The organism is Knoellia subterranea KCTC 19937, assembly GCF_000768685.1.
Lineage (GTDB): Bacteria > Actinomycetota > Actinomycetes > Actinomycetales > Dermatophilaceae > Knoellia > Knoellia subterranea.
Map to the genome: position 1 here is coordinate 39,524 of NZ_AVPK01000005.1, position 26,571 is coordinate 66,094.

Annotated in this window: 22 protein-coding genes and 1 pseudogene; 7 read left to right on the plus strand and 16 right to left on the minus strand. The window is 69.9% G+C overall.

Annotation, left to right across the window (positions count from 1 at the left end; all coding sequences use genetic code 11):
- Positions 1 to 28: 28 nt before the first annotated feature.
- Positions 29 to 1,627, minus strand: coding sequence for an IMP dehydrogenase (gene guaB / locus N803_RS09640; RefSeq protein WP_084764345.1), 1,599 nt, complete (start codon positions 1,625 to 1,627; stop codon positions 29 to 31).
- Positions 1,628 to 1,863: 236 nt separating this feature from the next.
- Here guaB and N803_RS09645 point away from each other — a divergent pair, with 236 nt between their 5' ends.
- Positions 1,864 to 2,151, plus strand: coding sequence for a WhiB family transcriptional regulator (locus N803_RS09645; protein WP_035904651.1), 288 nt, complete (start codon positions 1,864 to 1,866; stop codon positions 2,149 to 2,151).
- 254 nt (positions 2,152 to 2,405) lie between these two features.
- On the opposite strand, the gene N803_RS09650 is transcribed toward N803_RS09645, so the two are convergent.
- Positions 2,406 to 3,095, minus strand: a complete 690-nt coding sequence (locus N803_RS09650) for an aspartate/glutamate racemase family protein (RefSeq protein ID WP_035904653.1) — start codon at positions 3,093 to 3,095, stop codon at positions 2,406 to 2,408.
- A gap of 45 nt (positions 3,096 to 3,140) precedes the next feature.
- Between N803_RS09650 and N803_RS09655 the strand changes: the two genes are divergently transcribed.
- Positions 3,141 to 3,362, plus strand: coding sequence for an RNA-binding S4 domain-containing protein (locus N803_RS09655; RefSeq protein ID WP_035904655.1), 222 nt, complete (start codon positions 3,141 to 3,143; stop codon positions 3,360 to 3,362).
- Here the strand turns inward: N803_RS09655 and N803_RS09660 are convergent.
- The gene (locus tag N803_RS09660; protein ID WP_052112119.1) at positions 3,319 to 4,416 is read right to left on the minus strand and encodes a class I mannose-6-phosphate isomerase; all 1,098 of its coding nucleotides are present in this window, start codon (positions 4,414 to 4,416) and stop codon (positions 3,319 to 3,321) included. The two genes, N803_RS09655 and N803_RS09660, sit on opposite strands and share 44 nt — an antisense overlap.
- Positions 4,413 to 5,417 (minus strand): LacI family DNA-binding transcriptional regulator, encoded by a 1,005-nt coding sequence (locus tag N803_RS09665; RefSeq protein ID WP_052112120.1) that lies wholly within the window; start codon positions 5,415 to 5,417, stop codon positions 4,413 to 4,415. The genes N803_RS09660 and N803_RS09665 overlap by 4 nt, the downstream gene beginning before the upstream one ends.
- Positions 5,418 to 5,664: 247 nt before the next feature.
- Here N803_RS09665 and N803_RS09670 point away from each other — a divergent pair, with 247 nt between their 5' ends.
- A complete protein-coding gene (locus tag N803_RS09670) occupies positions 5,665 to 10,749 on the plus strand; it encodes a GH92 family glycosyl hydrolase (RefSeq protein WP_035904660.1) in 5,085 nt (1,694 codons plus the stop codon).
- A gap of 216 nt (positions 10,750 to 10,965) precedes the next feature.
- Here the strand turns inward: N803_RS09670 and groL are convergent, their stop codons facing one another.
- Both groL and groES read right to left on the minus strand, forming a co-directional pair.
- Positions 10,966 to 12,582, minus strand: coding sequence for a chaperonin GroEL (groL, locus tag N803_RS09675; RefSeq protein ID WP_035904661.1), 1,617 nt, complete (start codon positions 12,580 to 12,582; stop codon positions 10,966 to 10,968).
- Positions 12,583 to 12,794: 212 nt separating this feature from the next.
- Positions 12,795 to 13,088, minus strand: coding sequence for a co-chaperone GroES (groES, locus tag N803_RS09680; protein WP_035904664.1), 294 nt, complete (start codon positions 13,086 to 13,088; stop codon positions 12,795 to 12,797).
- 266 nt (positions 13,089 to 13,354) lie between these two features.
- Between groES and N803_RS09685 the strand changes: the two genes are divergently transcribed.
- Both N803_RS09685 and N803_RS09690 read left to right on the plus strand, forming a co-directional pair.
- Positions 13,355 to 14,191 carry a GNAT family N-acetyltransferase gene (locus N803_RS09685; RefSeq protein ID WP_052112121.1) on the plus strand — a complete coding sequence of 279 codons (837 nt, stop codon included), beginning with the start codon at positions 13,355 to 13,357 and terminating at the stop codon, positions 14,189 to 14,191.
- Between the two features lie 29 nt (positions 14,192 to 14,220).
- Positions 14,221 to 15,453, plus strand: coding sequence for a class I SAM-dependent methyltransferase (locus tag N803_RS09690; RefSeq protein WP_245617150.1), 1,233 nt, complete (start codon positions 14,221 to 14,223; stop codon positions 15,451 to 15,453).
- 82 nt (positions 15,454 to 15,535) lie between these two features.
- On the opposite strand, the gene N803_RS09695 is transcribed toward N803_RS09690, so the two are convergent.
- Positions 15,536 to 16,366 carry a PfkB family carbohydrate kinase gene (locus N803_RS09695; protein ID WP_035904669.1) on the minus strand — a complete coding sequence of 277 codons (831 nt, stop codon included), beginning with the start codon at positions 16,364 to 16,366 and terminating at the stop codon, positions 15,536 to 15,538.
- Positions 16,366 to 17,340, minus strand: a complete 975-nt coding sequence (locus N803_RS09700; protein WP_035904671.1) for a nucleoside hydrolase — start codon at positions 17,338 to 17,340, stop codon at positions 16,366 to 16,368. Before N803_RS09700 ends, N803_RS09695 begins: the two co-directional genes overlap by 1 nt.
- 38 nt (positions 17,341 to 17,378) lie before the next feature.
- Here N803_RS09700 and N803_RS09705 point away from each other — a divergent pair, with 38 nt between their 5' ends.
- Positions 17,379 to 18,671, plus strand: coding sequence for a glycoside hydrolase family 3 N-terminal domain-containing protein (locus N803_RS09705; RefSeq protein WP_245617151.1), 1,293 nt, complete (start codon positions 17,379 to 17,381; stop codon positions 18,669 to 18,671).
- A 118-nt stretch (positions 18,672 to 18,789) separates the two neighbouring features.
- Here the strand turns inward: N803_RS09705 and tsaD are convergent, their stop codons facing one another.
- Genes tsaD through N803_RS09740 form a run of 7 tightly spaced genes read right to left on the minus strand, consistent with a single transcriptional unit; the run spans position 18,790 to position 25,378 of the window.
- The gene (tsaD, locus tag N803_RS09710) at positions 18,790 to 19,836 is read right to left on the minus strand and encodes a tRNA (adenosine(37)-N6)-threonylcarbamoyltransferase complex transferase subunit TsaD (protein WP_035904673.1); all 1,047 of its coding nucleotides are present in this window, start codon (positions 19,834 to 19,836) and stop codon (positions 18,790 to 18,792) included.
- On the minus strand, positions 19,833 to 20,330 hold the full coding sequence (rimI, locus tag N803_RS09715) for a ribosomal protein S18-alanine N-acetyltransferase (RefSeq protein ID WP_052112122.1): 498 nt from the start codon (positions 20,328 to 20,330) through the stop codon (positions 19,833 to 19,835). The genes tsaD and rimI overlap by 4 nt, the downstream gene beginning before the upstream one ends.
- Complete coding sequence (gene tsaB, locus N803_RS09720; RefSeq protein ID WP_035904676.1) at positions 20,327 to 20,986, minus strand: tRNA (adenosine(37)-N6)-threonylcarbamoyltransferase complex dimerization subunit type 1 TsaB; 660 nt, start codon at positions 20,984 to 20,986, stop codon at positions 20,327 to 20,329. The genes rimI and tsaB overlap by 4 nt, the downstream gene beginning before the upstream one ends.
- A complete protein-coding gene (tsaE, locus tag N803_RS09725; protein WP_035904679.1) occupies positions 20,980 to 21,438 on the minus strand; it encodes a tRNA (adenosine(37)-N6)-threonylcarbamoyltransferase complex ATPase subunit type 1 TsaE in 459 nt (152 codons plus the stop codon). The genes tsaB and tsaE overlap by 7 nt, the downstream gene beginning before the upstream one ends.
- Positions 21,435 to 22,673, minus strand: coding sequence for an alpha/beta fold hydrolase (locus tag N803_RS09730; RefSeq protein WP_035904683.1), 1,239 nt, complete (start codon positions 22,671 to 22,673; stop codon positions 21,435 to 21,437). The genes tsaE and N803_RS09730 overlap by 4 nt, the downstream gene beginning before the upstream one ends.
- The gene (alr, locus tag N803_RS09735; RefSeq protein ID WP_052112123.1) at positions 22,673 to 23,848 is read right to left on the minus strand and encodes an alanine racemase; all 1,176 of its coding nucleotides are present in this window, start codon (positions 23,846 to 23,848) and stop codon (positions 22,673 to 22,675) included. Before alr ends, N803_RS09730 begins: the two co-directional genes overlap by 1 nt.
- Before the next feature lie 24 nt (positions 23,849 to 23,872).
- The gene (locus tag N803_RS09740) at positions 23,873 to 25,378 is read right to left on the minus strand and encodes a bifunctional ADP-dependent NAD(P)H-hydrate dehydratase/NAD(P)H-hydrate epimerase (RefSeq protein ID WP_052112124.1); all 1,506 of its coding nucleotides are present in this window, start codon (positions 25,376 to 25,378) and stop codon (positions 23,873 to 23,875) included.
- Here N803_RS09740 and N803_RS09745 point away from each other — a divergent pair.
- Positions 25,275 to 25,721: pseudogene (locus N803_RS09745) on the plus strand (Ppx/GppA phosphatase family protein); the annotation flags it as partial. The gene N803_RS09740 and the pseudogene N803_RS09745 overlap by 104 nt on opposite strands.
- Positions 25,722 to 25,733: 12 nt before the next feature.
- On the opposite strand, the gene N803_RS09750 reads toward N803_RS09745, so the two are convergent.
- Positions 25,734 to 26,462: a TetR/AcrR family transcriptional regulator gene (locus tag N803_RS09750; protein ID WP_052112126.1), complete on the minus strand. Its 729-nt coding sequence runs from the start codon at positions 26,460 to 26,462 to the stop codon at positions 25,734 to 25,736.
- Positions 26,463 to 26,571: the final 109 nt, after the last annotated feature.

The following is a 26,571-nucleotide window of genomic DNA, read 5'->3' on the forward strand; positions in this document are numbered from 1 at the left end:
ACTCCAGTGTGGCGCATGGACCGGTGGCTCAGCGGGACGAGTAGTTCGGGGCCTCGACGATGCCCATGACGTCGTGCGGGTGGCTCTCCTTGAGGCCCGCCGTCGTGATGCGCACGAAGCGGCCGCGCGACTTGAGCTCCGGGACGGTGCGGGCACCGACATAGAACATCGACTGGTGCAGGCCACCGACGAGCTGGTGGACGACGTTGCCGAGCGGCCCGCGGTAGGCAACCTGACCCTCGATGCCCTCGGGAACGATCTTGTCGTCACTGGCCACGTCGGCCTGGAAGTAGCGGTCCTTGGAGTAGGACTTCTTGCCACGCGAGGCCATGGCCCCGAGCGAGCCCATGCCGCGATAGGCCTTGAACTGCTTGCCCCCGACGAAGACGAGCTCGCCCGGCGACTCCTCGCACCCGGCGAGGAGCGAGCCGAGCATGACGGTGTCGGCACCGGCGACGAGCGCCTTGGCGATGTCACCGGAGTACTGGAGGCCACCGTCACCGATGAGCGGGACGCCGGCGGGGGTGCAGGCCTGGGCGGCGTTGTAGATGGCCGTGACCTGCGGGACACCGACACCGGCCACGACCCGCGTCGTGCAGATCGAGCCGGGCCCGACGCCGACCTTGACGCCGTCGACACCAGCGTCGATGAGGGCCTGGGCGCCGGCGCGGGTGGCGATGTTGCCGCCGATGACCTGGACGTGGCTGGTCGCGGGGTCCTTCTTGAGTCGCGTGATCATCTCGAGAAGCAGGCGGGCGTGGCCATTGGCGGTGTCGGCGACGAGGACGTCGACGCCGGCGTCGACGAGGCTCGTCGCACGCTCCCAGGCGTCGCCGAAGAAGCCGATCGCGGCGCCGACGAGCAGACGACCCTGACCGTCCTTGCTCGCGTCGGGGAACTGCTCGGACTTCACGAAGTCCTTGACGGTGATGAGTCCGGCGAGGCGACCGGCCTCGTCGATGATCGGAAGGCGCTCACGCTTGTGCTGCCGGAGGAGAGTCGTCGCGTCCTCGCGGGAGATGCCGACCCGTCCGGTCACGAGCGGCATCGGGGTCATGACGTCGCGCACACGCGTCGTCGTCCACTCGGCGACCGGCGTGAACCGCAGGTCGCGGTTGGTGATCATGCCGATGAGCAGGTTGTCGCCGTCGACGACAGGGAAGCCGGAGATGCGGTACTCACCGGCGAGGTTGTCGAGGTCCTCGAGGGTGGCGTCCGGGCCGATCGTGACCGGGTTGGAGATCATGCCGGTCTGGGTGCGCTTGACGAGGTCGACCTGGTAGGCCTGATCCTCGATCGACAGATTGCGGTGCAGGATGCCGATGCCACCCTGACGAGCCATGGCGATGGCCATGCGTGACTCGGTGACCGTGTCCATGGCCGCCGACACGAGCGGGGCCCGGAGGCTGATCTCCTTGGTCAGACGGGCGGTGGTGTCGACCTCACTGGGGATGACGTCGGTCTCGCCCGGAAGGAGCAGGACGTCGTCGTAGGTCAGGCCCAGTTCGGCGAACGGGGCCGGGAGCGCCGGCTGTGCGGCTTCGGCGGCGAAAACGGGGGCTGCCGGCGCCGGGGCGGCGGGCTCGGCCTCGAGGTGGGTGGATGGGCGGTCGACACCAAGGCTCATTGCCCAATTCTAGGACAGGCTGCCCACGCCTCCGAACCGACGCCGGGCAAGGCTCGGTCCACGCCTTGAGACGCCTCTGACCTGTGCGTTTCCACCCACCTGCGGGACTTTGCCAACTTCTTACCTCTGCCAGACCCGCCTTTTGCCAAGCGGTTCCTAGCCTGATCCTGCCCACACGGGCACGTCACGACGAAGGCGCTCGACAACGCCGTCGAGAGCCACGGACAGGAGGGGTCATGACAGACATCGCACGGCTGCCCAAGCCGACGCTTGACGTGTGGGAGTGGCAGTTCGACGGACACTGCCGTCAGGTCAGCCCGGACGTCTTCTTCCACCCCGAGGGCGAGCGCGGCAACCAGCGGCGGCGGCGCGATGACCGCGCCAAGGCCGTGTGCGACTCCTGCCCCGTCCTCACCATGTGCCGCGAGCACGCGCTGGCCGCACGCGAGCCCTACGGGGTGTGGGGAGGCATGACCGAGGAGGAGCGGATCCGCCACCTCAATCAGGCAGAACTCGCCAGCTGACACCAGCGGCGAGTCACACAGACGGCCGGACCGGCCGGGGCGACCAGGGACGCTCTCGAAGGTTCGGCGCTTCGGTCGGGTGGCTGGGAGCGAACAGGGACGCTCTCGGCCACCCGACAATTCTTTGCCCGGCCGCCGGATTCGGAGTAGTCCCCTTTTACGGGGCCCCCGCTCAACATTTCCCGAGCAAGAGAACAGTTCCCTTGCTCGGGAACCCTTTTACGGGTGACCCGTAAAAGGGGAGGCGGGTGGGGTCAGGTGAGCAGGAAGTCGATGCCGGCCGCGGCGTGGATGCGGGTCGTGTCGTGGAGCGGCACCGGGCTGTCCTCGTCCCGGACGAGCAGGGAGATCTCGGTGCACCCGAGGATCACCGCCTCCGCGCCGGCACCAACCAGTGATCCGATGACGTCGCGATAGATCGCCCTGGATTCCTCGCGCACCACGTCGAGGCACAGTTCGTCATAGATGATCCGATGCACCTCCGCCCGCTCACCCGCGTCGGGGATGACGACCTCGATGCCGCGATCCCGGAGGCGGCCCACATAGAAGTCCTGCTCCATGGTGAACGCGGTCGCGAGCAGTCCGACCCGAGTCTGTCCGGCCGCCAGGATGGCGTCCGCCGTGGCATCGGCGATGTGCAACAGCGGTGTGCCACAGGCCTGTTCGAGTTCGTCGGCGATCTTGTGCATCGTGTTCGTCGCGAGCAGCAGCCCTTCAGCACCGCCGCGCACCAACCCCTGTGCCGCCTCGGCCAGAATCGCCAGGGTGGCGTCCCAGTCGTCCTCGTGCTGGGCCGCTGCCACCGGCGCGAAGTCCACGCTGTGCACGAGCAGGCGAGCCGAGCGCAGTCCCCCGAGTCGCGCCGCCACCCCCTCGTTGAGCAGGCGGTAGTAACTCGCCGTGCTCGTCCAACTCATCCCGCCGAGGACTCCGAGGGTGCGCATGCTCGGCACCCTAGGCCACCGACCTGCACACCTATCCTTGGTGGCGTGAACCCCATCGAGATCCCGATCAGCGGCGAGAGCATCAGGCTCGGCCAGCTCCTCAAGTTCGCCTCCGTCGTCGAGGACGGCGCCGACGCCCGTGCCGTCATCGAGGCCGGCGAGGTCGAGGTCAACGGCGAGGTCGACACCCGGCGCGGACGTCAGGTTCGCGCCGGCGACACGGTCACCTACGCGGGCGAGACGTTCTCGGTCGTCGCGGAGAGCTGAGGCGCGGTCCCCGATCAGGGGCGGGCGGCATACAGCGAATGAGGGTGACGTCGCCGCTCACGGTGACCTCACCAGCCGAGTGCGGGACCAGGAGGACGTCGCCAGCGGCGACGTCGCGTGGGCCGTCCGTGGACGAGAGAGTTCCGCTGCCGTCGACGACAACCACCGCGGCGTATGCCGCGTCGAGACTCACGTCGCCCGTCACCGGGTGCACGACCTCGGCGCGGAAGAAGGGCGCGGCCTCGTCGGGCAGCGCCGGACCGACCCCCTCGACATCCACCCAGCGGCGCCGAAGCGTTGCGAGGCGGTCGGCTGTCACCGGACCGTGGTCCACGCTCTCCAGCGCGACCTGGTGGTCGAGACCGAGGAACGCATGGTCGAGCTCGAGGCCGAAACGCTCGTGCTCCAACATGACCGAGAAGTCGGTGGGCTCCTGGAGTTCGAGGATGAGCACGCCCTCGCCGATGGCGTGAGGCTGGCCCGCGGGCACGAGGACGGCGTCTCCGGCGGTGACCTCGATGGGGTTGAGAGCCGCGAGCAGCCGCTCGTCCTGGGCGTCCACGAGTTCGGCCAGCTCGTCCGGGGAGAGCTCGTCGCGGAACCCCACCCAGACGGTCGCCCCCGGGTCGGCGACGAGGACGATCCAGGCCTCGGTCTTGCCGTGGTCGCAGTCGAGGTGGGCCGCGGCGAACTGGCGGCTGGGGTGCGAGTGCACCGGCAGGCGTTCGCCGCTGTCGAGGAGCTTGGTCAGCAGATTGGGATCACCGCCGAAGCGCGCGACGTGCGCGCCACCGAACCACCCGGCGGCGTCCGACGAGAACGCCTCGGGGAGCGCCGTCCCACTGTCGAGGGTGCTGACGCCCCCGCCACCCTCGGCGAACAGCCGTGCCGTGGAGGCGATCCAGTCCTCGGGGCGATAGCCGTCGAAATCCTCGGGGGCAGACAGGCCGCGGAAGGCAAGGATGCGTTCCCCGCCGCGATAGAAGCGCCGCGGTGTGTTGATGGCGAGGGATGCAGTCGTTGCCGAGGCCGCGCTCGTCGACGTGTCGGTCATGGGTGGGCCTTCCGGGCTGGGGTCGGGTCGGGGAGCCTCCCGGACTCCCGCACGATGAGGCGCGTCGGCATGACGACGGTCTGGGCCGGGGATTCGTCGCCGAGGAGCCGGGCAAAGAGTTGGAGAACGGCCTTCTGTCCGATCGATGCGGGGTCCTGATGGACGACCGTCACCGAGGGCTCGACCAGGTCGGCGAGCTCGAAGTCGTCGTAACCGACGAGCCCCATCCGGATGCCGAGCGCCCGCATGGCGTGCAGCGCGGCGAGCGTGACCCGGTTGTTGCCAGTGATGACCGCAGTGACCGGGCTGCGCTCCCGCGACCAGTCGCCGAGCCGTTCGGTGAGGGATTCGGTCGTGTGCGGTCCCATGGCGATCCGGGCATCGCCCGGCAGGCCGAGGGCCTCGTGGATCGACACGAACGCCTCGCGGCGCTGGCGTGCGGTCCAGAACTCGGCGTTGTCACCGACGAAGGCGATGCGCCGGTGGCCGTGCGCGACGAGGTGCTCCACGGCACTGCGCATCCCGCCCGGGTTGTCGCTGATGACCGTGTCGCACGGCTCGCCACGCACCGGCCGGTCGACATAGACGATCGGCGTCCCACTGGCCGACACGGTCGGGTCCGACACTGGCCGCTCCCCTGCCGGGACGACGACGAGGCCGTCGACGCGACGGTTGATGAGGCCCTCGAGGACGACCCGTTCACGCGTGGGCGAGCCCTCCGCGGAGGCCGTGATGAGCTGGTGTTGCCGGATCCGGGCCTCACGCTCGACCGCGGCGCCGATCTGCGAATAGAACGGGTTGGCCAGATCCTCGACGACGAGAGCGATGGTCTGGGTCCGCCCCTGTCGGAGGATGCGCGCACCGTCGTGGCGCATGAACCCAATCCGATCGATGACGCCGCGCACCCGCAACTCGGTGTCGCGTCGGACCCCCGGCTCCCGATTCACGACGCGGGACACGGTCTTGACGGAGACGTGCGCCTCCTGCGCCACGTCCGCCATCGTCGGCCTCGCCGATGTCCGTTTCCCTGACAACGCTGTCACTCCCCGATCACACCAAACTCCGCCCGGCACAGCAACGTCGGGGCCCCTTCAGCGCCCGCGTCCGCCCGGGTTTGTCCGATTCCCTGTCACGACCGGACAAGGTGAGGGGCTCCCGTTGCGCGGGCGGACGGCATACGGACAGGGTCGTGCCGACGGCCGCTCACGGGAGATCGGCCGATGCTCAACGATGAGCCCCGGAGGAAGCATGCGTCTCACGACCGCCGTCCCCAGAGGACTGACCGCAGGAGCCCTCGCGCTCGCACTCGGGTGGGCCACGGCCCCCGGGTCGGCCGCAGCCGCTCCCCCGACCAACGCGCTGGGCAACGTGCCGGCTGCGGCCGACGAGGGTAGCGCGTGGTCGACCTCGTTCGAGGCCGGCCAGCCGCAACCGCTCGAGTCGACCGTCGAGGTCGACGGCGACAGCCCCCGGCAGCAGAACGTGACCGGCGGCGCCGCAGCCGACGGAAGCCTTCTCGGCTCCGTCAGTGCCGTGACCGCGAGCGCCGAGAACGCTCCGGGTGAGGTCGCGGCAAACCTCACCGACGCGAACCCCGACACGAAGTGGCTCGCATTCGCCCGGACCGGGTGGGTGCGCTACCAACTGACCCAACCCAAGCGGGCCCTGACGTGGAGCCTCACGTCCGGCAACGATGAGCCGGGCCGTGACCCCAAGGACGTCACCCTTCAGGGGTCGGCAGACGGCACGACCTGGACCGACCTCGACCGCCGCACCGGCCTGGCGTTCGCGACGCGAGGGCAGAAGCAGACCTTCGACGTGACGACACCCGGCGACTTCACGTACTACCGGCTCGACGTCACGGCCAACAACGGCGCCTCCATCGTGCAGCTGGCCGACTGGGGACTGTTCGGCGCGATCGAGCCGGGGGAGCCCGAGCTGTCGCCGATCGTCTCGACGGTGGGCTCGGGGCCCCGCTCCGGCTACAACGTCAAGGCCCAGGTGGGCTGGACCGGCGTCAAGGCCCTGCGCTACGGAGGCAGGCACACGGCGAGCGGTCGCGGCTACGCCTGGAACCGGCTCTTCGACGTGGATGTGCCTGTGGGACAGCGGTCCCAGCTCACCTACAAGATCATCCCGGACATGATCACGGGTGACCTGAGCTACCCGTCGACCTACACGGCCGTTGACCTCAAGTTCACCGACGGCACCTACCTGTCCGGCCTCGGCGCATCCGACAGCCACGACACGGCGGCCTCGCCCAACGGTCAGGGAGTCGGCAAGATCCTCTACGCCGCACAGTGGAACTCCGTCGTCATCGACCTCGGCCCCAAGGCTGCAGGCAAGACGATCGACGCGATTCTCGTCGGCTACGACAACACCGCGGGGGCGACGAAGGAGACGACGTTCGGCGGCTGGATCGACGACCTGAAGATCGACCCGTCGCCGGCCGCGCTGGACCGGACGAGCCCGACGAACGCCGTCGACATCCGGCGCGGAACCAACTCGAGCGGGTCCTTCTCGCGCGGCAACAACCTGCCGATCAGCGCCGTCCCCAACGGATTCACGTTCTTCACCCCGGTGACGAACGCCAACTCGCAGTCCTGGCAGTACGACTACCAGTCGGGCAACAACGCGCAGAACCGTCCCGTCCTCCAGGGGCTCGGGATCTCGCACGAGCCCTCGCCGTGGATGGGTGACCGCAACCAGATGTCGGTCATGCCCTCGATCACGTCGGGCACCCCGACCGGCAGCGCGTCCGGCCGCGGGCTCGCGTTCGACCACGCGACCGAGGTGTCCCGCCCCGACCACTACCGGGTCCACCTGGACGGCGGAATCATCGCCGAGACCGCCCCGGCCGACCACGGCGGCATCTGGCGCTTCACCTTCCCCGAGGGCGCCCCCAAGGGCAGCCTCGTCATCGACACGGTCGACAACAACGGCTCGTTCACGGTCGACACCGCGACCGGCACCCTCACCGGCTGGGTCGACAACGGCAGCGGCCTCTCCGTCGGCCGCAGCCGCATGTTCGTCCACGGTGTCTTCGACCGGCCCGCCAGCGCGACCGGCACTGCACCCAACGGCCACACCGGCACCCGCTTCGCGTCGTTCGACACGACGACCGACCGGGACGTCGAACTCCGCATCGCCACATCGTTCATCTCGCTCGACCAGGCCAAGCGCAACCACGACCTCGAACTCTCCGGGAAGTCGTTCAACGACGTCCAGGGTGCTGCAAAGGCGTTGTGGGACAAGCGACTTCGCGTCGTCGAGGTCGAGGATGCCAGCGACTCGGAGCTGACGACGCTCTACTCGAACCTCTACCGACTCAACCTCTACCCGAACAGCCAGTTCGAGAACACGGGCACGGCGAGCGCACCGCGCTACCAGTACGCCAGCCCCGTCTCCCCGAAGTCCGGCAACGCCACCCCGACCACGACGAACGCCGCCATCAAGGACGGCAAGATCTATGTCAACAACGGGTTCTGGGACACCTACCGGACCGTGTGGCCGGCCTACGCCCTGCTCTACCCGGAGGTCGCCGCCGAGATCGCCGACGGTTTCGTCCAGCAGTTCCGTGACGGTGGCTGGGTCGCCCGCTGGTCCTCGCCGGGCTACGCGGACCTCATGACGGGTACGAGCTCCGACGTCTCGTTCGCGGACCTCTTCGTCAAGGGCGTCGACCTGCCCGACAAGCTGGGCACCTACGAGGCCGCCCTGCGCAACGCCACGGTCCTGCCGCCCTCCTCGGGCGTGGGCCGCAAGGGCATGGACTCGTCGCAGTTCCTCGGCTACACCCCGGACACGGCGCACGAGAGCGTGTCGTGGGGCCTCGAGGGATTCATCAACGACTTCGGCATCGGCAACCACGCGGCCAAACTCGCCACCGACCCGAGCGTGCCCGCGGCGCGTCAGGCCCAGCTCAAGGAGGAGTCGGAGTACTTCCTCAAGCGAGCGACCGACTACGTCAACCACTTCGACCCCGAGACCGGCTTCCTGCGGGTCCGTCAGGCGGGCGGTGAGTTCGCGCCGAACTACGACCCGGACGCCTGGGGCAACGGCTACACCGAGACCAACGGCTGGAACTTCGCGTTCCACGCGCCGCAGGACGGCAACGGTCTCGCCAACCTCCTCGGTGGGCGGGAGGCTCTCGCCGACAAGCTCGACGAGTTCTTCACCCGACCGGAGACCGGGACCAAGCCCGGCAGCTACGGCGGGATCATCCACGAGATCATCGAGGCCCGCGACGTCCGCATGGGCATGTTCGGGATGAGCAACCAGGTCTCGCACCACATCCCCTACATGTACAACTGGACCGGCAAGCAGTGGCGGACCGCCGAGACCGTGCGCGAGGTGCTGCGTCGCCTCTACGTCGGCAGTGAGATCGGCCAGGGCTACCCGGGTGACGAGGACAACGGCGAGCAGTCCGCGTGGAACACGCTCTCGTCCCTCGGCATCTACCCGCTCCAGGTCGGCTCGGCCGAATGGGCCGTCGGCTCACCGAAGTTCACCAAGGCGACGGTGCACCGCGCCCAGGGCGACCTCGTCGTCAACGCCCCGGCGAACTCGGCGAAGAACATCTACGTCCAGAAGCTCAAGGTCAACGGAGACGGGTTCAAGAACGTCTCGATCCCGCACTCGATGATGACGGGACCGACGACGATCGACTTCACCATGGGTTCCTCGCCGTCGGACTACGGCAGCAAGCCGAACGCCGCTCCCCCGTCGCTGACCAAGGGCGACGCCAAGCCGGCGCCGCTCCGTGACGCCACGGGACCCAACCGCGGCACCGTCACGGCACCGGGAGCGACGAACGCCAAGGCGCTCGTCGACAACTCGTCGACGACCTCGACGACGTTCGACTCGGCGACGCCGACGGTGACCTACACCCTGTCCGGCATCGGACAGCGGGCCACGTTCTACACCCTGACCAACGGGTCGGCGGCCGGAGAACCCAAGGCCTGGCGGGTCGAGGGCTTCAAGAACGGCTCGTGGACGACGATCGACACCCGCCAGGACCAGTCGTTCACCTGGCGCACCCAGACCCGTCCGTTCAAGATCGCGACGCCCGGGACGTACACGGCATACCGCCTCGTCGTCACGGCGAGCACGGGAACGCCGACGCTCTCCGAGGTCGAGTTCCTCACCGACGGGTCGCACGCCGAGAACACCGGCATCAAGGTGAGCCCAGCGACCGACCTCGAGGGACTGGAGGGCCAGGCCATCAGCGGCACCATCGCCACCTTCTCCGGTGGCAAGGGAACCGCTGCGGCCGACTACACCGCCACGATCGCGTGGGGTGACGGGGCCACCTCCACCGGCACGATCACTGCTGGTGAGCTGGGCGCCTTCACAGTCCGGGCAAGCCACACGTGGGAGGAGCCGGGCGTCTACGAACCGGTCATCACGGTCAAGGACGCCAAGGGTCAGGCGGCAGCGACCGCGGTCGTGACCGTGCACCAGGCCGTCGTGCCGTCGTATGCCGAGGGCTTCGACCTCGTCTGCATCGGTAACCCCGGTCAGGAGATCCCGTGCGACGGCGACCAGGCTGCGGTTTCCCGCCCGGCCCTCGCCGCTGCGGGCGCCTCCCCCGGCAAGCTGCTCACCGTCCCCGGGACCGACCTGCGGTTCTCCATGCCGGCGATCCCGGCGGGTGAGAACGACAACGCCACGGGAGCCGGACAGACCCTGCCCATCACCCTGGCGCCCGGTGCCACGAAGCTCAGCCTCATCGGCACCGCGACCCAGAAGGACCAGGACACCACCGGAACGGTGACGTACACCGATGGCACGAGCACGGCATACAGGATCCAGTACGGCGACTGGTGCGGCGGCGTGAAGTTCGACAACCTCCTCGCCGTCGAGATGACCTCACGCCTCAACGGAACGGGGACGGACAGCTGCCACCTCAAGCTGTTCGCCACCGCACCGCTGACGATCCCCGCGGGCAAGACCGTCCAGTCGGTGACGCTGCCGACGCAGACGGGCGACCCGCACGCCAACGGTCGGATCCACGTCTTCTCCGTGGCCGACAACGGCACCCCGCTCGAGGTCACGCCGGCCGCGAGCGCCACGGCGAAGTCCGGCGTCGCCACGACGGTGACGCTGGGTGAGGTCGCGGGTGGTGTGCTCGGCGAGGACGGCTACAGCGCCCGCGTGGCCTGGGGCGACGGCAGCCCGACGACGAACGCCACGGTCACCGTGGCCGCCGACGGCACCGCCACCCTGAGCGGCTCGCACACCTGGGCGAAGCCCGGCACCTACACGGTGCGGATCCTCGTCGGCGACAGCCGCAACGACACCGTGGCCCAGGTGACCGTGACCGTCACCTGACCGGCCACTCGTCGCATTATCGGGTGACCCGACAAAGGTCCCCTTCGCCCGGGTTGGCAACTCGGGTGAAGGGGACCTTTGTCGGGTCGAGCAAAACAGAGACGAACCCAGAGACGAACCCTAGAAAACGAACCCTCAGAAACACGTATGCCGTGTGCTCCCCCTGTACGGGAGCACACGGCATACGTGCGTGTTCAGTTCAGAACAGGATCAGCCTCAGTGCGAGTGGCTGTGCCCGTGGCCGCCAGCGGGGGCGGGCTCCTCTTCCTTCTTGTCGACGACGAGCGTGTCGGTCGTGAGGACCATCGACGCGATCGACGCGGCGTTGCGCAGCGCGGAGCGGGTCACCTTGACCGGGTCGATGACGCCGGCCTTGACGAGGTCCTCGTACTCACCGGTCGCGGCGTTGAGGCCCTGACCCGGCTCGAGCTCGGACACCTTGGCGACCGCGACGTAGCCCTGGAGACCGGCGTTCTCGGCGATCCAGCGCAGCGGCTCGGCCGCGGCCTTCTGCACGATGCTCGCGCCGACCTTCTCGTCGCCCTCGAGGTCGAGACCGTCGATGACCTTGACGGCCTGGATGAGGGCGGAGCCACCACCGGCGACGATGCCCTCCTCGATGGCCGCGCGGGTCGCCGAGATGGCGTCCTCGATGCGGTGCTTCTTCTCCTTGAGCTCGACCTCGGTGTGGGCACCGACCTTGATGACGCAGACGCCACCGGCGAGCTTGGCGAGGCGCTCCTGGAGCTTCTCGCGGTCCCAGTCGGAGTCGGTGCGCTCGATCTCGGCCTTGATCTGGTTGACGCGGCCCTCGACCTCGGACGCGTCTCCGGCGCCGTCGATGATCGTCGTCGTGTCCTTGGTGACGACGACGCGGCGGGCCTGGCCGAGGACCGTGAGGTCGGCCTGGGCAAGCGTGAGCCCGACCTCCTCGGCGATGACCTGACCGCCGGTGAGGACGGCCATGTCCTGGAGCATCGCCTTGCGGCGGTCGCCGAACCCGGGGGCCTTGACGGCGGCGACGTTGAACGTGCCGCGGATCTTGTTCACGACGAGCGTCGAGAGGGCCTCACCATCGATGTCCTCGGCGATGATGACGAGCGGCTTGCCCGACTGGACGACCTTCTCGAGGACCGGGAGGACGTCGGCGATGGCCGAGATCTTGCCCTGGTTGATGAGGACGTAGGCGTCCTCGAGGACGGCCTCCATGCGCTCGGCGTCGGTGATGAAGTACGGGGAGATGTAGCCCTTGTCGAACTGCATGCCCTCGGTGAACTCGAGCTCGGTCGACGCGGTCGAGGACTCCTCGACCGTGATGACGCCGTCCTTGCCGACCTTGTCGAACGCGTCGGCGATCGTCGCGCCGATCTCCTTGTCCTGCGCCGACAGCGACGCGACGGAGGCAATCTCGTCCTTGCCGTCGACCTCGCGAGCCGTCTCGAGGAGCTTGGTCGACACGGCCTCGACGGCCTTGTCCATGCCGCGCTTCAGACCGGCCGGGGCGGCGCCCGCCGTGACGTTGCGCAGGCCCTCACGGACCATGGCCTGGGCGAGGACGGTCGCGGTCGTCGTGCCGTCACCGGCGACGTCGTTCGTCTTGGTCGCGACCTCCTTGGCGAGCTGGGCGCCGAGGTTCTCGTAGGCGTCCTCGAGCTCGACCTCACGCGCGATGGTGACACCGTCGTTCGTGATCGTGGGGGCGCCCCACTTCTTGTCGATGACGACGTTGCGGCCCTTGGGGCCGAGCGTCACCTTGACGGCGTTGGCGAGGGCGTCGACGCCCCGCTCGAGCGCCTTGCGGGCGGAGTCGTTGAACTCCAGTTCCTTGGCCATGAATGTCCTTCAGTAGTCAGTGGACAGCGATCGTGTCGCTGTGGTCCAGCAGTGGTGATGCGCGTATGCCGTGAGCTCACCGTGGGAGGTGAGCCCACGGCATACGTGGTGGTTCAGACCCAAGACAACGGTCAGCCGCCGTGCTTTCGCGTCGGCTTCCTCACCGCTTCGGGCCTCGGGCGCTGACCGCCCTGCGTTGCCTACGCGGTTCGTCAGCCGACGATCGCGAGGATGTCGCGCGCGCTCAGGATGAGGTACTCCTGACCGCCGTGCTTGACCTCGGTGCCGCCGTACTTGCTGTAGATGACACGGTCGCCGACGGTGACGTCGAGCGGAACGCGGTTGCCGTTGTCGTCAATGCGACCGGGGCCGACCGCGAGGACCTCGCCCTCCTGGGGCTTCTCCTTCGCGGTGTCCGGGATGACGAGACCGGACGCGGTGGTCTGCTCGGCGTCGAGCGACTTGATGACGATGCGGTCCTCGAGCGGCTTGATGGAAACCGACACTGTGTGACCTCCCCTTTGGGATGAGTCGAAGGTGGACATGGGATGCAAAGTTGCGCGCAGCTGTCGAGCCAATACGCCGTCGCGGGGGTCGTGTCGGTCCGCTTGCGCTGGCACTCGCCGGAGGTGAGTGCCAATGATCCAAATCTAGGTCGGCAATTAGCACTCGGTCAACTCGAGTGCCAAAGGTTCTCGGGTGTTCGCCGAGGGCACAACGGGACCGACAACCCAGTTGCGGCGCACGTCGCCCGACGCGAGGGTTGACCCTTGTGACCGACACCGACACCGACACTGACACCGCGACCCTGCTTGCCGCCTACGACGCCCAGCTCCGCCGCGATGCCGAGGTCCTCTCCGCCATCCGGACGACCGAACTCGGCCCGCTCCTGTTGGCCGAGTACCTCGGAGGGCGCGGGTTCATCACCTACCGCAGCCTCGAGGTGGACGGCGAGCCAGCCACCGAGGACTCGATCCGCGACCTCGTGACCGGCGCCCTCGAGCACTACGCCGCGCGCCCGGAGATCAAGCGGATCGAGTGGAAGACGCGCGGACACGACCACGCGCCGGGACTCCACGACGCCCTCGTCGCTGCGGGGTTCACGCCGGACGAGCCCGAGTCAGTCATGGTCGGCGACGCCTCGCTTCTCGCGCTCGACCTCGCCCTCCCCGAGGGGGTCACGGTTCGTCGGGTCACCGACGAGGCCGACGTGCGGGCCATGGTGGCCATGCAGTCCGAGGTCTTCGGCGATGACGCCGAGGACGCCGCCGAGATGGCCGAGGCCCTCCTTCATCGGCTGCGCACTCGGGACGACATGGAGATGTGGGCCGCCGAGGAGGGTGGCGTGATCGTGAGCGCCGGTCGGCTCGAACCCGTCGAGGGAAGCGACTTCGCCGGCATCTGGGGTGGCGCGACGAGGCCAGAGCACCGGGGGCGGGGAATCTACCGCGCACTCACGGCGGCACGGGCCCGGTCGGCGATCGACCACGGGAAGCGTTGGATCAACAGCGACTCGACGGAGTTCTCCCGCCCCATCCTCGAACGCTCCGGTCTCGTCAGGGTGACCTCGACGACGCCTTACGAGTGGAAGCGGCGTCACGACCACTGACCGGACAATGAGAAGGTTGACCAGTGGACGTGAGCACTGTGAGGGCATTGGCTGCCCCGGATGGGCAGGAGCTCTTGCGTTCCCTCCCTCCCTACAGCGACTCCGACGTCCTCACGGTCCAGGATCGGCTCCGTCGCGCCGGCCACCCGGCCGCGCTCACGGCCGCTGCCCTCACCCAGCAACGGCTGCGGGCCAGGGCGGTCGCCAAGTTCGGTGAGTTCGCCTCCGACATGCTCTTCACCCCCGACGGGCTGGAGCAGGCGACGCGCCTCGAGGTTGCGGTCGCCCACGCCCATCGCTTCAGCCGGGCAAGTCTGGCCACGGTGCACGACCTCGGCTGCGGGATCGGCGCCGATGCCGTGACCCTGTCCTCGCTCGGAGTGACCGTGCGGGCGGTGGACTCCGATCCCGTGACGGCTGCCGTCGCCGACGCGAACCTGCGCCCCTGGCCGGACTCGCGAGCGCGGGTCGGCAAGGCCGAGTACGCCGACTTCGGCTTCGACCCGGGCCGCAACCGGGTCGGCGCCTGGCTCGACCCGGCCCGCCGCACTCGCGGGGTCGCCGACATCTCCGGACGCACCCGGCGCACGTTCCGCCTCGAGGAGATCTCGCCGTCCTGGGACTTCGTCCAGCAGGTCGCCGCGGCCGTCCCCGCGACGGGCGTCAAGCTCAGCCCCGGCTTCGACCACGAGGCGATCCCCGCCGGCACCGAGGCCCAGTGGACGTCGTGGGACGGTGACGTTGTCGAGTGCGCACTGTGGTGGGGGCCGCTGGCCATGACCCGCGGACGCACGGCCCGGATCATGGGCCCCGACGCGACACCCGTCGTCGTCACCGAATCCATGGCGGACGCCCTCCCACCGACGGCCACGTCACTCTCCGACGTGGGCGGCTGGCTCCACGACGTCGACAAGGCCGTCATCCGTGCGGGCCTCGTCGGCGCGGCGACCCGCGCGACCGCCGGCATGGAGTCGGACGAGGGCACGGGCTACGTCCTCACGTCGCGCAACGTCTCCCTCGCCTACACCCGTCGGTATGCCGTCCACGAGGCCATGCCGTTCACGGTCAAGACCCTGCGTGGCTGGCTGCGCGAGCACGGCGTCACCGGGCTGACGATCAAGAAGCGCGGCATCCGCCTCGATGACGAGCAGCTGCGTCGCGACCTGAAGATCGGCACCAAGGCCGGCGACGGCGAACAGGCCACGGTGGTCCTCACCCGCGTCGGCGGGGAAGCCGCCGCGCTCATCGTCTCCTCTGCCTGATTCCGCACTTATTGCCCATTCGCGCAGGTCCACGAGCCGCTCCCTGCGCTGGGACTGTGCACGAATGGGCAATAAGTGCGGGTTAAAGCTGAGGGTCGGGTTGGGCGCCCTCGTGCTGGACCGCAGCGGCACCCGCCGCCAGGGCACGGTCCAGCGCAGTCGCGCGATCGGCTCCCGACGCCAGCGCCGCAGCAAGCGCACCGCAGAACGCATCGCCGGCGCCCGTCGTGTCGCGCACAGCTCCCGGGCCGACCTGGTGGGCCGGAACGGTCTCGCCGTCCCACGAGGCCCCGTTGGCGCCGAACGTCACGAGCAGCGAACCCGCCACTGCCCCCGACTCGGCCAACGCCACCATCTCGTATTCGTTGGCAACCACCGGATCGGCGAGCGCGACGACATCGGCCGGGAGAGCGGCATACGGGGCGGTATTGAGGACGACGCGGGCACCGACGTGAGCGGCCCGCCGAACGGCCGCGCAGACGACCGGCAGCGGCACCTCGAGCTGGACCAGGAGCACGTCGCCCGGTCCGAGTTCGTCGACCGCAGCGACCTCGGTGTCGTCGAGGGCGCCGTTCGCTCCCGGGATCACGATGATGCTGTTCTCTCCGGCGTCGTCGACCGCGATGAGCGCGTGGCCGGTCGCCTGCCCCTCGACTTCACGGACGCGTGAGACGTCGATTCCCCTGCGGGACAGGCGCTCCACGTATGCCGTGCCGCCGGCGTCGTTCCCGACGCATCCGACCATGTGGACGTGTGCGCCCGCAGCAGCGGCGGCGACGGCCTGGTTGGCGCCCTTGCCGCCGGCGAGACGGTCCAGCCCCTCACCGAGCAGGGTTTCGCCCGGACGGGGATGACGTTCGACGCGGGTGACGAGGTCGACGTTGAGTGAACCGAGGACAACGACGCGACCCATCAGCGAGACGCCTTCCGGATGGTGTCGAGCCAGAGTCGGGCGATGCGGGGTCCGTCGATCTCGAGGGCGACGTCGACCTGGGCCTGGGCGAGGCCGTGCGGGTCGTGGTCCATGTCCCCGGACCAGTCCCGGGTGTCGACGATCGTGCGACCACGGGTCCAGGTGCCGGAGAGTTCGACGCGGACGGGGAGCCTCTCGGTCCGCACCGCCTCGGGGTCGACGAGCAGCGCCACGGCTCCGGCGTCACCGATCGTCGCGCTGTCGCTGTCGAAGTGGCGGCTCATGAAGCGCATGAGCCCAGCCCCGAGGGCGCCGGGACCGCGCTCGTCCAGGGCCGCCAGCTCGTCGGCGTCGGCGAGGGTGATGCGCGGTTCGTAGAAGACGTCGAGGCCATACATCGTCACGGGGACGTCGTGGTCTGCGCTCGCGTCGAGGACGACTGCGGTGGCCTCCGGGTCGTGGAAGACGTTGAACTCCGCGGCGGCAGTCGCGTTGCTGACCATCGCACCGCCGCCCATGAAGACGATGCGACCGATCCGCTCGAAGGAGTCGGGATACATGCGGGCGAGCAGGGCGATGTTGGTCATCGGCGCGAGCGGCACGAGCGTGACCGGGTCACCCTCGGCGTGGGCGCCGTCGATGGTCTCGCGGAGGAGATCGATCGCGTGCCGCGCGTCGACGCCGATCGTCGGTTCGGGCCACCCGAGGTCGGCCATCCCGTCATCACCGTGGACGTGCCGCGCATCGACGGGTCGCTCGAGCAGCGGGTGCGATGCGCCGGCCGCGACCGGAATCTCGGTGTGCCCGCACGCCTCGAGGACGGTGAGGGTGTTGCGCACCACGTCCGGCAGCGGCGCGTTCCCGCCGACGCAGGTCACCGCGCGCAGGTCCAGCTCGGGGTGCAGGCACGCGAGGATCAGGGCGCACGCGTCGTCCACTCCGGTGTCGACGTCGAGAATCACGGGGAGGGCCATGGTCCGAGCGTAAGCCGTGGGTCGACTACCGTCTGGGGGTGATCTCCCGCCCCACCGCCCCTGTCCGTGCACGCCTCACCGCCGCCGTCGCCGTGGCGCTCGTGGGCGTCCTCGCCGCGGGATGCGGCGGCGCTGGTTCGGATGACGGGGCGAACCCCACGGGAAGCAGCGGGAGCACCACCAGCACGGGCCCGGGCACGTCATCGACGGAGCCGTCGGCTTCGACGTCGGCCACGGCGAGCACCACGCCGTCCGCGGACGGCGGCCCCGTCTCGGCAACGGCCTGCGCACGGCAGAAGGCCGAGTCCCTCACCGAGGAGCAGGCTCTCGGGCAGCTCCTCATGGTCGCGTTCGATACCGCTGCCTCGCGCACGGCGCTGGACGGCCTCATCGCCGATCAGCACGTCGGCAACGTCATCTACCTGGGTGGCTGGGACGGGGCCACGCGAGTGAAGGCCACGAGCGCCCACCTCCAGGACCAGGCCACGAAGGCCGCGACGGCCGGCATACCCCTTCTCCTGGCGGCCGACCAGGAGGGCGGCGAGGTCCGCCAACTGCGCGGTGAGGGCTTCACCGCCCCGCCCACCGCGAAGGTTCAGGCCCAGATGTCGTCCTCGGCCCTCACGGCTGCCGCCAAGGGGTGGGCCGAGGAGCTCAAGGCCGTTGGAATCAACGTCAACCTCGCGCCGGTCACCGACACCGTCCCGGCCGACATCGGCAAGGCGAACGAGCCGATCGGCAAGTGGGGACGGCAGTACGGCTCCGACCCCAAGACGGTGACGCGCGCGTCCACCGCGTTCCTCAAGGGCATGCACGAGGGCGGGATCATGGGCACCGTCAAGCACTTCCCCGGCCTCGGCCGCGTCGAGAACAACACCGACTTCAACACCACCGGCATCACCGACACGGTCGCGACGCCGAACGACCCGTTCCTCGCGCCGTTCACCGCCGGGGTCAAGGCGGGTGCCGGGCTCGTCATGGTCTCGTCGGCGAAGTACCCCGGGCTCGACGCCACCAAGACGCAGGCGATGTTCAGCAAGCCGATCATCACGGGGCTGCTGCGCGAGAAGCTCGGCTACGAGGGCGTTGTCATCACGGACGACATCAACGCCAAGGCCGTGCGCTCGATCCCGGCTGCGGACAGGGCCGTTCGCTACATCGAGGCCGGGGGCGACATCCTCCTGACCGGCGACCCGAAGTCCGTGCCGACGATGACGAAGGCCCTCGCCGACAAGGCCCGCGCCGACGATGAGTTCGCCAACCTGCTGGAGACGTCCGTGCTGCGCGTCGTCGCCCTCAAGGAGCGGATGGGCCTGATGAGCTGCAGCTGACCGCCACACCTGCCTCACCTTTTACGGGGCCCCCGCTAAACAGTTCCCGAACAAGAGAACAGTTCTCTTGTTCGGGAACTGTTTTACGGGTGACCCGTAAAAGGTGAGGCGGATGGGATCAGGCGCTGATCTGGGTGACCGGCATCGACGAGTCGGCGGGCAGGTCGAGCCGCGAGGCGTCGCGGCCCTTGAGGACCATCTGCGCGCCCAGCGCGGCAACCATCGCGCCGTTGTCGGTGCACAGGCCCGGTCGAGGCACGCGCAGCTCGATCCCGGCGTCGTCGCACCGCGACTGAGCCATCGCACGCAGCCGCGAGTTGGCCGCGACCCCGCCACCGATCTGGAGGTGCTGGGCGCCCTGCTCACGGCAGGCCAACACCGCCTTGCGGGTGAGCACGTCGACGACCGCCTCCTGGAACGACGCAGCCACATCGGCAACGGGCACTGACTCCCCCGCAGCCTCGCGGGCCTGAACCCAGCGCGACACGGCCGTCTTGAGCCCCGAGAACGAGAAGTCGAACCGGTGCCGCTCCATGTCGCGCCCCGTCGTCAGCCCGCGCGGGAAGTCGATGGTGATCTCACCGTCGCGCGCGGCCCGATCGATGTGCGGCCCACCGGGGAACGGCAGCCCGAGCACGCGGGCCACCTTGTCGAATGCCTCCCCGGCCGCGTCGTCGATCGTAGACCCGAGGCTGCGGATGTCCGAGGTCACGTCGGGCACGAGGAGCAGCGACGAGTGCCCGCCGGAGACGAGGAGCGCCATCGTCGGCTCGGGCAGCGGCCCGTGTTCGACGATGTCGACGGCGACGTGCGACGCGAGGTGGTTCACGCCATAGAGCGGCACCCCGAGCGACAGGGCCAACGCCTTGGCCGAGGCCACGCCGACCATGAGGGATCCAGCCAAACCCGGTCCGGACGTCACCGAAATCGCGTCGAGGTCACGCAGCTGCACGCCGGCCTCTCGGCACGCTCGCTCGATCGTCGGCACCATCTCCTCGAGGTGCGCGCGGCTCGCGACCTCGGGCACGACCCCTCCGAAGCGCGCGTGGTCATCGACGCTGCTCGCCACGGCGTCGACGAGCAGGGTCTCGCCGCGCACGATGCCTACACCGGTCTCGTCGCACGACGTCTCGATGCCGAGGATGAGTGGCTGGTCCACGCTCATGGCTGAATTCCCTTCTGCGACAGCATCTTCCGCATCACCAATGCGTCGACGTTGCCGGGTTGGTAGTAGCCGCGGCGCACGTTGAGCACGTCGTATCCGCGCCGGTCATAGAGCGCTCGCGCCGACGCGTTGTCGGCGCGCACCTCGAGCATCATCGCCTCGGCGCCGCCGGCACTGGCCCGGGATTCGAGTTCGTCGAGCACCTGGGCGCCGAGCCCGGAGCCCCGATGCGCGGGGGCGACCGTGATCGTCATGAGGTCGGCGACCTGACCGCCGTGGTCAATTCCGGCGTATGCCGCCAGCTCACCTTCGCGGTCCACGACGACGTAGTCGCGGCGTGGCCTTCCGGCCAACTCCGACCACCAGGAGGCAGCCGACCAGGCGTCGTCGGGGAACGCCTCACCCTCGAGCCGGACGAGCTCCGGGATGTCGGCCCACGCGAGGGCACGCAGACCCGCGACCTCGTGGGCCGCGGCCTCGACGAAGGCGGTCACTTCGCGGCCCGTTCGGCGGTCGTCAGGGCGTCCGGCCGGCGCAGGTAGAGCGGCTCGACCGGCATCGATTCCCCCGCCGCGGACCGGCGAGCCGCCACCGCACCGAGCACGCCCGCATCGACGTCGAGCACCGGCAGGGCCGTGGCGAAGAGGTCGGGATAGAGGACCGGTCCCCGTCCAGCGGTGGGCAGCGCGCGGACGTCGTCCGGCAGGTCACCGGGACGGTCGACCGCCGGGTCGGTGAGGCGCTCCACGGAACCGGAGCGGACGGCATACCGAGCCCAGTAGACCTCCTTGCGCCGGGCGTCGGTCGCGACGAGGAACTCACCCTCAGCGACGGACCCTGCCGCCTGCTCGGCGATGACGTCGAGACTGCAGATTCCGTATGCCGGGAGCCCCAGTGCGTGGGCCATCGTCACCCCCGTGACGATCCCGACGCGCAGACCCGTGAAGGGTCCGGGACCCTTGCCCACGACGACGGCCGTGAGGTCCGCCGGTGACCGACCCGCATCGTCGAGAGCGGTCTGGATGAGCGGCGCCACCCACTCGGTGTGGGCGCGCGCGTCGAGGTGCGACCCTGCCGCGACGACGCTCTCGCCGTCGTGCAGGGCGACCGTGATCGCCGTCGTCGAGGTGTCGATGGCGAGGATCAGCACGGCACTCCAGCCTTCCAGCGCTCGCCGTGGCCCGTGACGGCGACGGTGCGGGTCTCGGTCTCGAGGTCTGCCTCGAGGGTGATCTCGAGACGGTCGTCGGAGAGGTCCTCGGCGAGGCCGTGGCCCCACTCGACGACGGTGACGCTCGCGTCGAGGTCGGCATCGAGGTCGAGGTCGTCGAGTTCGGCCATGCCACCCAGACGGTAGGCGTCGACGTGGACGAGCGCCGGGCCACCGACGAGCGAGGGGTGGACGCGCGCGATGACGAAGGTCGGCGAGGTGATCGGCCCGCGCACGCCGAGGCCAGCGGCCAGACCCTGGGTGAAGGTCGTCTTGCCGGCGCCGAGGCCACCCGTGAGGATCACGAGGTCGCCGGCCCGAAGGTCGTGGGCGAGGCGTTCCCCGAAGGCTCGCGTGTCAGCCGCTGTCCCCAGCACGACCGGCTGCGTCATGAGCGCCTCCGGCGGCGCGTCGAACCGGCCCGCTTGACCTTGGTGCGAGCGGCCTTGGCGGCCCGCTCCTGGGACCGCTCCGCCGCCTCGTCGCGGCGCACACCGCGCACCCGGCGTCCTCGCGCTATGTCGGTGATGAACCGGCGGACCCGCGGCTTGGCTCCCGCCGCGACACCGAGTTCGAGGTCGACGGCGGCCCGCGAAATGAGGTCGAGGAGTTGGCCATTCACGAGTTCGGGGTGCTCGAGCATGATGAGGTGCCCAGCGTCGCGGACCACGACGTGCTCGGAGCCGGGCAGGCGCTCGACGATCGCCGCACTGTGCTTCGGAGGGGTGAGGAGGTCACCCTCGCCGTTGACGACGAGGACCTCCTTGTCGACGAGGGCGGTCAGCGATTCGTACTCGTCCATGCCCTTGATGGCGGGGATGAACGCGGCCATGACCTCGAAGGGCGTCGCGAGGATGAGGTCGGACGTGAAGCGCACCAGCTTCTCGCTCACGGGCGAGTCGTACGAGAAGCGGTCGACGACGGAGTCCTCGACGGTCTTCCCGAACCGGCGCACCGGGCCCAGCCAGCGCTGATGCGGCGCCAGGCGGGAGAGCAGGCGCGGCCCCGCCTGGCCGATCGCTCGACCGACCAACGGGCCGAAACCGAGGTCGGTCAACCCCTCGCCGTTGGCCGAAGTCGCGATGAAGGCGACAGCCATGACCCGCTCTCGCACGAGGTCGGCGTGATGGCGCACGAGCGACATCGTCGTCATGCCTCCCATCGAGTGGCCGACGAGGACGAGCGGACCCTCGGGGCAAGCAGAGTCGATCACGGCGCGGAGGTCCTGTCCGAGCTGCTCGATGGTGCTGTGCTCGGCGTCGGACACGTCGGAGCGGCCGTGGCTGCGCTGGTCCCAGGTGACGACGCGGTAGCCGGCGTCGAGCAGGGCTCGACGCTGGAAGATCCAGCTCGGGATGCTCAGGCAGAAGCCGTGGGAGAGCACGACCGTCGGCTGCCGCACGTTCCACGAATCGGGGGTGTCGACCTCCACGTGGAGCTTGACGCTGTCGGTGGCCACGACGACGAGTTCGACGTCGGGCGTGTGCCTGAAGTCGACGTGCGGGTCGAGCGCGTCGAGCCGTCGCCGATCGGCGGCTGCGCGGTCAGCGGCGACACCGGCCGCAGCGGCTCCTGCTGCGGCCGCGGCGGCAGCCCCGATCCCAATGGCCCGGCCCACGCGCACCATCAGTCCCCGCCTCCGACGAGAACCCGGGGCAACCGGCCGCTGATGCGCGTGACGATCTCGTAGTTGATGGTGTCGATGGCGCTCGCCCAGTCCTGCGCGGTCGGCTCACCATCGGCCCCGCGGCCGAGGATCACGACCTCGTCACCGGCACCCCCGGCATACGTCGGTCCGAGGTCGAGGACGAACTGGTCCATGCAGACCCGGCCGGCGACGGTGAGCCGCTGCCCGCCCACCTGCACCGGGCCCAGTGAACCGGCGTGGCGCGGGATCCCGTCGGCGTAGCCCAGCGGGACGAGGCCGACGATCGTGTCCTGCGTCGTCGTGTAGGTGTGGCCATAACTCACGCCCTGTCCCGCCGGCGCCGCCTTGACGAGCGCAAGCCGGGCCGTGACGCGCATCGCCTCACGCAACCCGAAGTCCTCCGGCGCACCGAGGTCCGGAACGGGTGACAGCCCATAGACGGCCAGGCCGGGGCGGACCACGTCGAAGTGCGCGTCGGGATTCGTGAGCGTGGCCGCGGAGTTCGCGAGGTGGCGAATCTGCGGATGTATGCCGGCCCGCTCGAGTTCCGCGGCCGCCTCCACGAAGCGCTCACGCTGGGCGAGGACGGTCGGGTGCTGCGGCGCGTCGGCAAGGGCGAAGTGCGACCAGACCCCGATGACCTCCACCGCGCCTTCAGCCTGGAGCGGCCCGACGGCGGCAATGAGGTCGGTCCAGCCCTGTCCGAGGGCGCCGTTGCGGGCGAGGCCGGTGTCGACCTTGAGGTGGATGCGGGCGGTGCGTCCGCGCTCGCGGGCCGCGGCGGCAATCGCCTCGACGGCCCACGGCGCCGCGACGGAGAGGTCCAGATCGGCGTCGATCGCCGCGCCGAAGTCCGCACCGGGCGGATAGAGCCAGGTCAGGGCCGGCGTCGTCACGCCGGCGGCCCGCAGCTGGAGGGCCTCGGTGAGCTGCGCGGCGGCCAGCCAGGTCGCGCCACCGGCCACGGCGGCACGGGCGCTGTGGGCGAGGCCGTGCCCGTAGGCATCGGCCTTGACGACGGCCATGACCTCGGCCCCGGGTGCCCTCCGGCCGAGTTCGCGGACGTTGTCGGAGATGGCGTCGAGGTCGATCGTCACCCACGCACTGGCGCCCTCGGGCGGCACGGCGGAGACGGGGGCGGATGGCGTGGTCATGAGACCCACCAGTCTAGGTGTGCGTCAGTTCCGGGTGAGGAGATGGGCCACGGCATCCGGTATGCCGTGTGCGACCCGGAGAGCCCGCACCGGACCTCCGCGACTGGCCCGGTCCGCGGCGACCCCGTGGACGAGCGCACCGAGGGCGCCCGCCTCGGCCGGGTCGAGACCGGCGGCGAGGAGGGTTCCGATCAGCCCGGCGAGGACGTCACCGGCTCCGGCCGTGGCAAGCCAGGCCGGCGCGTCGGCCTGGGAGAAGACGGGCTCGTCCGGGTCGGCGGGGACGACGAGGGTGGTCGAGCCCTTGAGCAGGACGGTCATGCCGGTGCGGTCGGCGAGAGCACGCGCATGGCGGAGCGGCTCGACCTCGACCGCGTCACGGTCGACGTCGATGGCCTTGCGCGATCGGCGGCTGGCGCCCAGGCGTGAGAGCAGCGTCGCGAGTTCGCCGGCGTGGGGCGTGAGCAGGGTCGGCAGACCGGCTCGCGCCTCGATGACATCGTCGTCGAGCAGGTCCAGACCACCGGCGTCGACGAGCACCGGCACCTCCCCCGCGAGCGCGCCCCGCGCGACCACCAGTTGCGCCTCGGCCTCCCTGCGCGTCGCGGTGATGTCGAGTCCCGGCCCGACGACCCACGCCTGGACCCGGCCCTCCCCGTGGACCGCCTCGGGGACGGCGGCCCGGACCAGCCCTTCGGGCGTGGGCGTGCCGACGTAGCGCACCAGCCCCGCGCCGGCCTCGACCGCGGCTGTCACCGCGAGCACCGCTGCGCCCGAATAGTTCTCGCCGCCCGCGACGATGCCGACGACACCGCGTGAGTACTTGTCGTCGTCCGGCCCGGGCACCGGCCAGAGGTCGGGCACGTCGTCGAAGGTCAAACGGACCACGGCCGGATCCGTCTCGAACGTGAGGCCGATGTCGACGACAGTGAGCGTGCCGCAGGCCTGCTCCGTCGGCGGCAGCAGGTGCACGGGCTTGGCGACCGAGAAGGTCACGGTCTCGTCGGCGAGCACTCCGTCCGGGTCGAAGGCCGATCCGTCGGCGGCCTGACCGGACGGGAGGTCCACGGCGATGACGTGGGCGTCGTCCGGGATCGCGGCCACCCAGGCCGCCGCATCACCGGGCAGGCCGGGCCGACCGCCCAGACCGAGGATCCCGTCGATGACGATGTCGGCCTCACCGATGTCCTCGAGTGCCTCGGCGCCCGAGACAAGGACGACGCCCGCCGCACGGGCCGCCTCCAGAGCGCCCTCGTGCACCCGCTCTGGATCCAGGGCGGCCGCACAACTCGCGCCGGACTCGGCAAGGTGCGCCACGGCATACAGGGCGTCTGCGCCGTTGTTGCCCGGCCCGACAAGGGCCACGACCGAGTTCGTCCGCGGCACGGCTGCGGTCGAGGCCGCGCGATCGGTCGACGTCGGCTGTGTCCGGATCAGTGAACGGCACCTCACGGCCGACCCACCCACGGCCGAGCAGATCGCCGCAGCAACCGCGGACATCAACGCCGCCATCGACGAGGCGGCGAGCATCGTGGACCTGTCGGGCATCGCGACCGTCGTCGGTCTGGCCGGCAGCATCACGACGATCACGGCTCAGGCACTGGACCTCACGGCATACGAGCCCGATCGGATCCATCTCGCGAAGCTGAGCCCGGAAGCGCACCGTGAGTCGGCGCTCGCTCTCCTCCACGCAACGACGACCGAGCGCGCGGCGCTGGGCTACATGCACCCGGGGCGCGTCGACGTCATCGGTGCAGGAGCGCTGGTCTGGCACGAGGTGCTCGGCCGCGTGCTGGAGTCGTCACCTGACGCGCAGGTCGTGACGTCCGAGCATGACATCCTCGACGGGATCGCGCTCAGCTGCGCGGAGTGACCCTCCCTCGGTTCAGGCCCGGCCGCCGAGATCGACGTCGGTCACCGAATCCGCGGTGTAGGACTTGAAGCCGTTCCACAGGACGGCCATGACGATCTCGACGGCCATGTCGAGGTTGATCTCGGGGTGGCGCAGTCGCCACCCGGCCACGCGTTCGTTGGTGGCGATCATGATCTCGGCCATGGCTTCGCGATAGGGCATGGGATAGGCCGCGATCTGCGGGATGTCCCCGAAGCGGTCGGCGATGTCGCGCGCCTGTGCCTGACGGATCTGCTCGATGTCCTGTCCGGCCACGACCGCGACCGCCGACTCCTGCATGTAGACGCGGAAGCTGCCGCGACGGCGCTCGAAGAACTCCATGAACGCGCGCACGCCGGCCCGGAAGTAGTCCTCGACGGGGGAGTGCGGTGGGATCGCGTCGATCGCCTCCTTGGTGGAGGAGAGCAGGTCCTCGCGGGCCCGGGCGACGACGGCGACGAGGAGGTTCTCCTTGGAGCCGAAGTGGTCATAGATGACGGGCTTGGTGATGCCGGCCTCCGCGGCGATGAGCTCCATCGTCGTGTCCTGGTAGCTGTGCTCGGCGAAGACCGCCTCGGCGACGTCGAGGAGTTGCCGCTCGCGGTCCTTGCGGGACATGCGCGGCGCGCGGGGCGTGCCCTTGGCGGGCCCGCGACGGCGCGGAGCGGGGGCGTCGCCCGTGCTCGTGGAGGGGGCGGGTGCTGCGTGGTCCGTCGAGGTCATGCCGGCTTTCGTGGGAGTGGGGCGAATGCGGTGAACACCGAGCCTACCGGGCGTATCCCCACGTCAGGACCGCTTTCCCAGAACGCCGACACGCGCCGGTCCTGCAGTT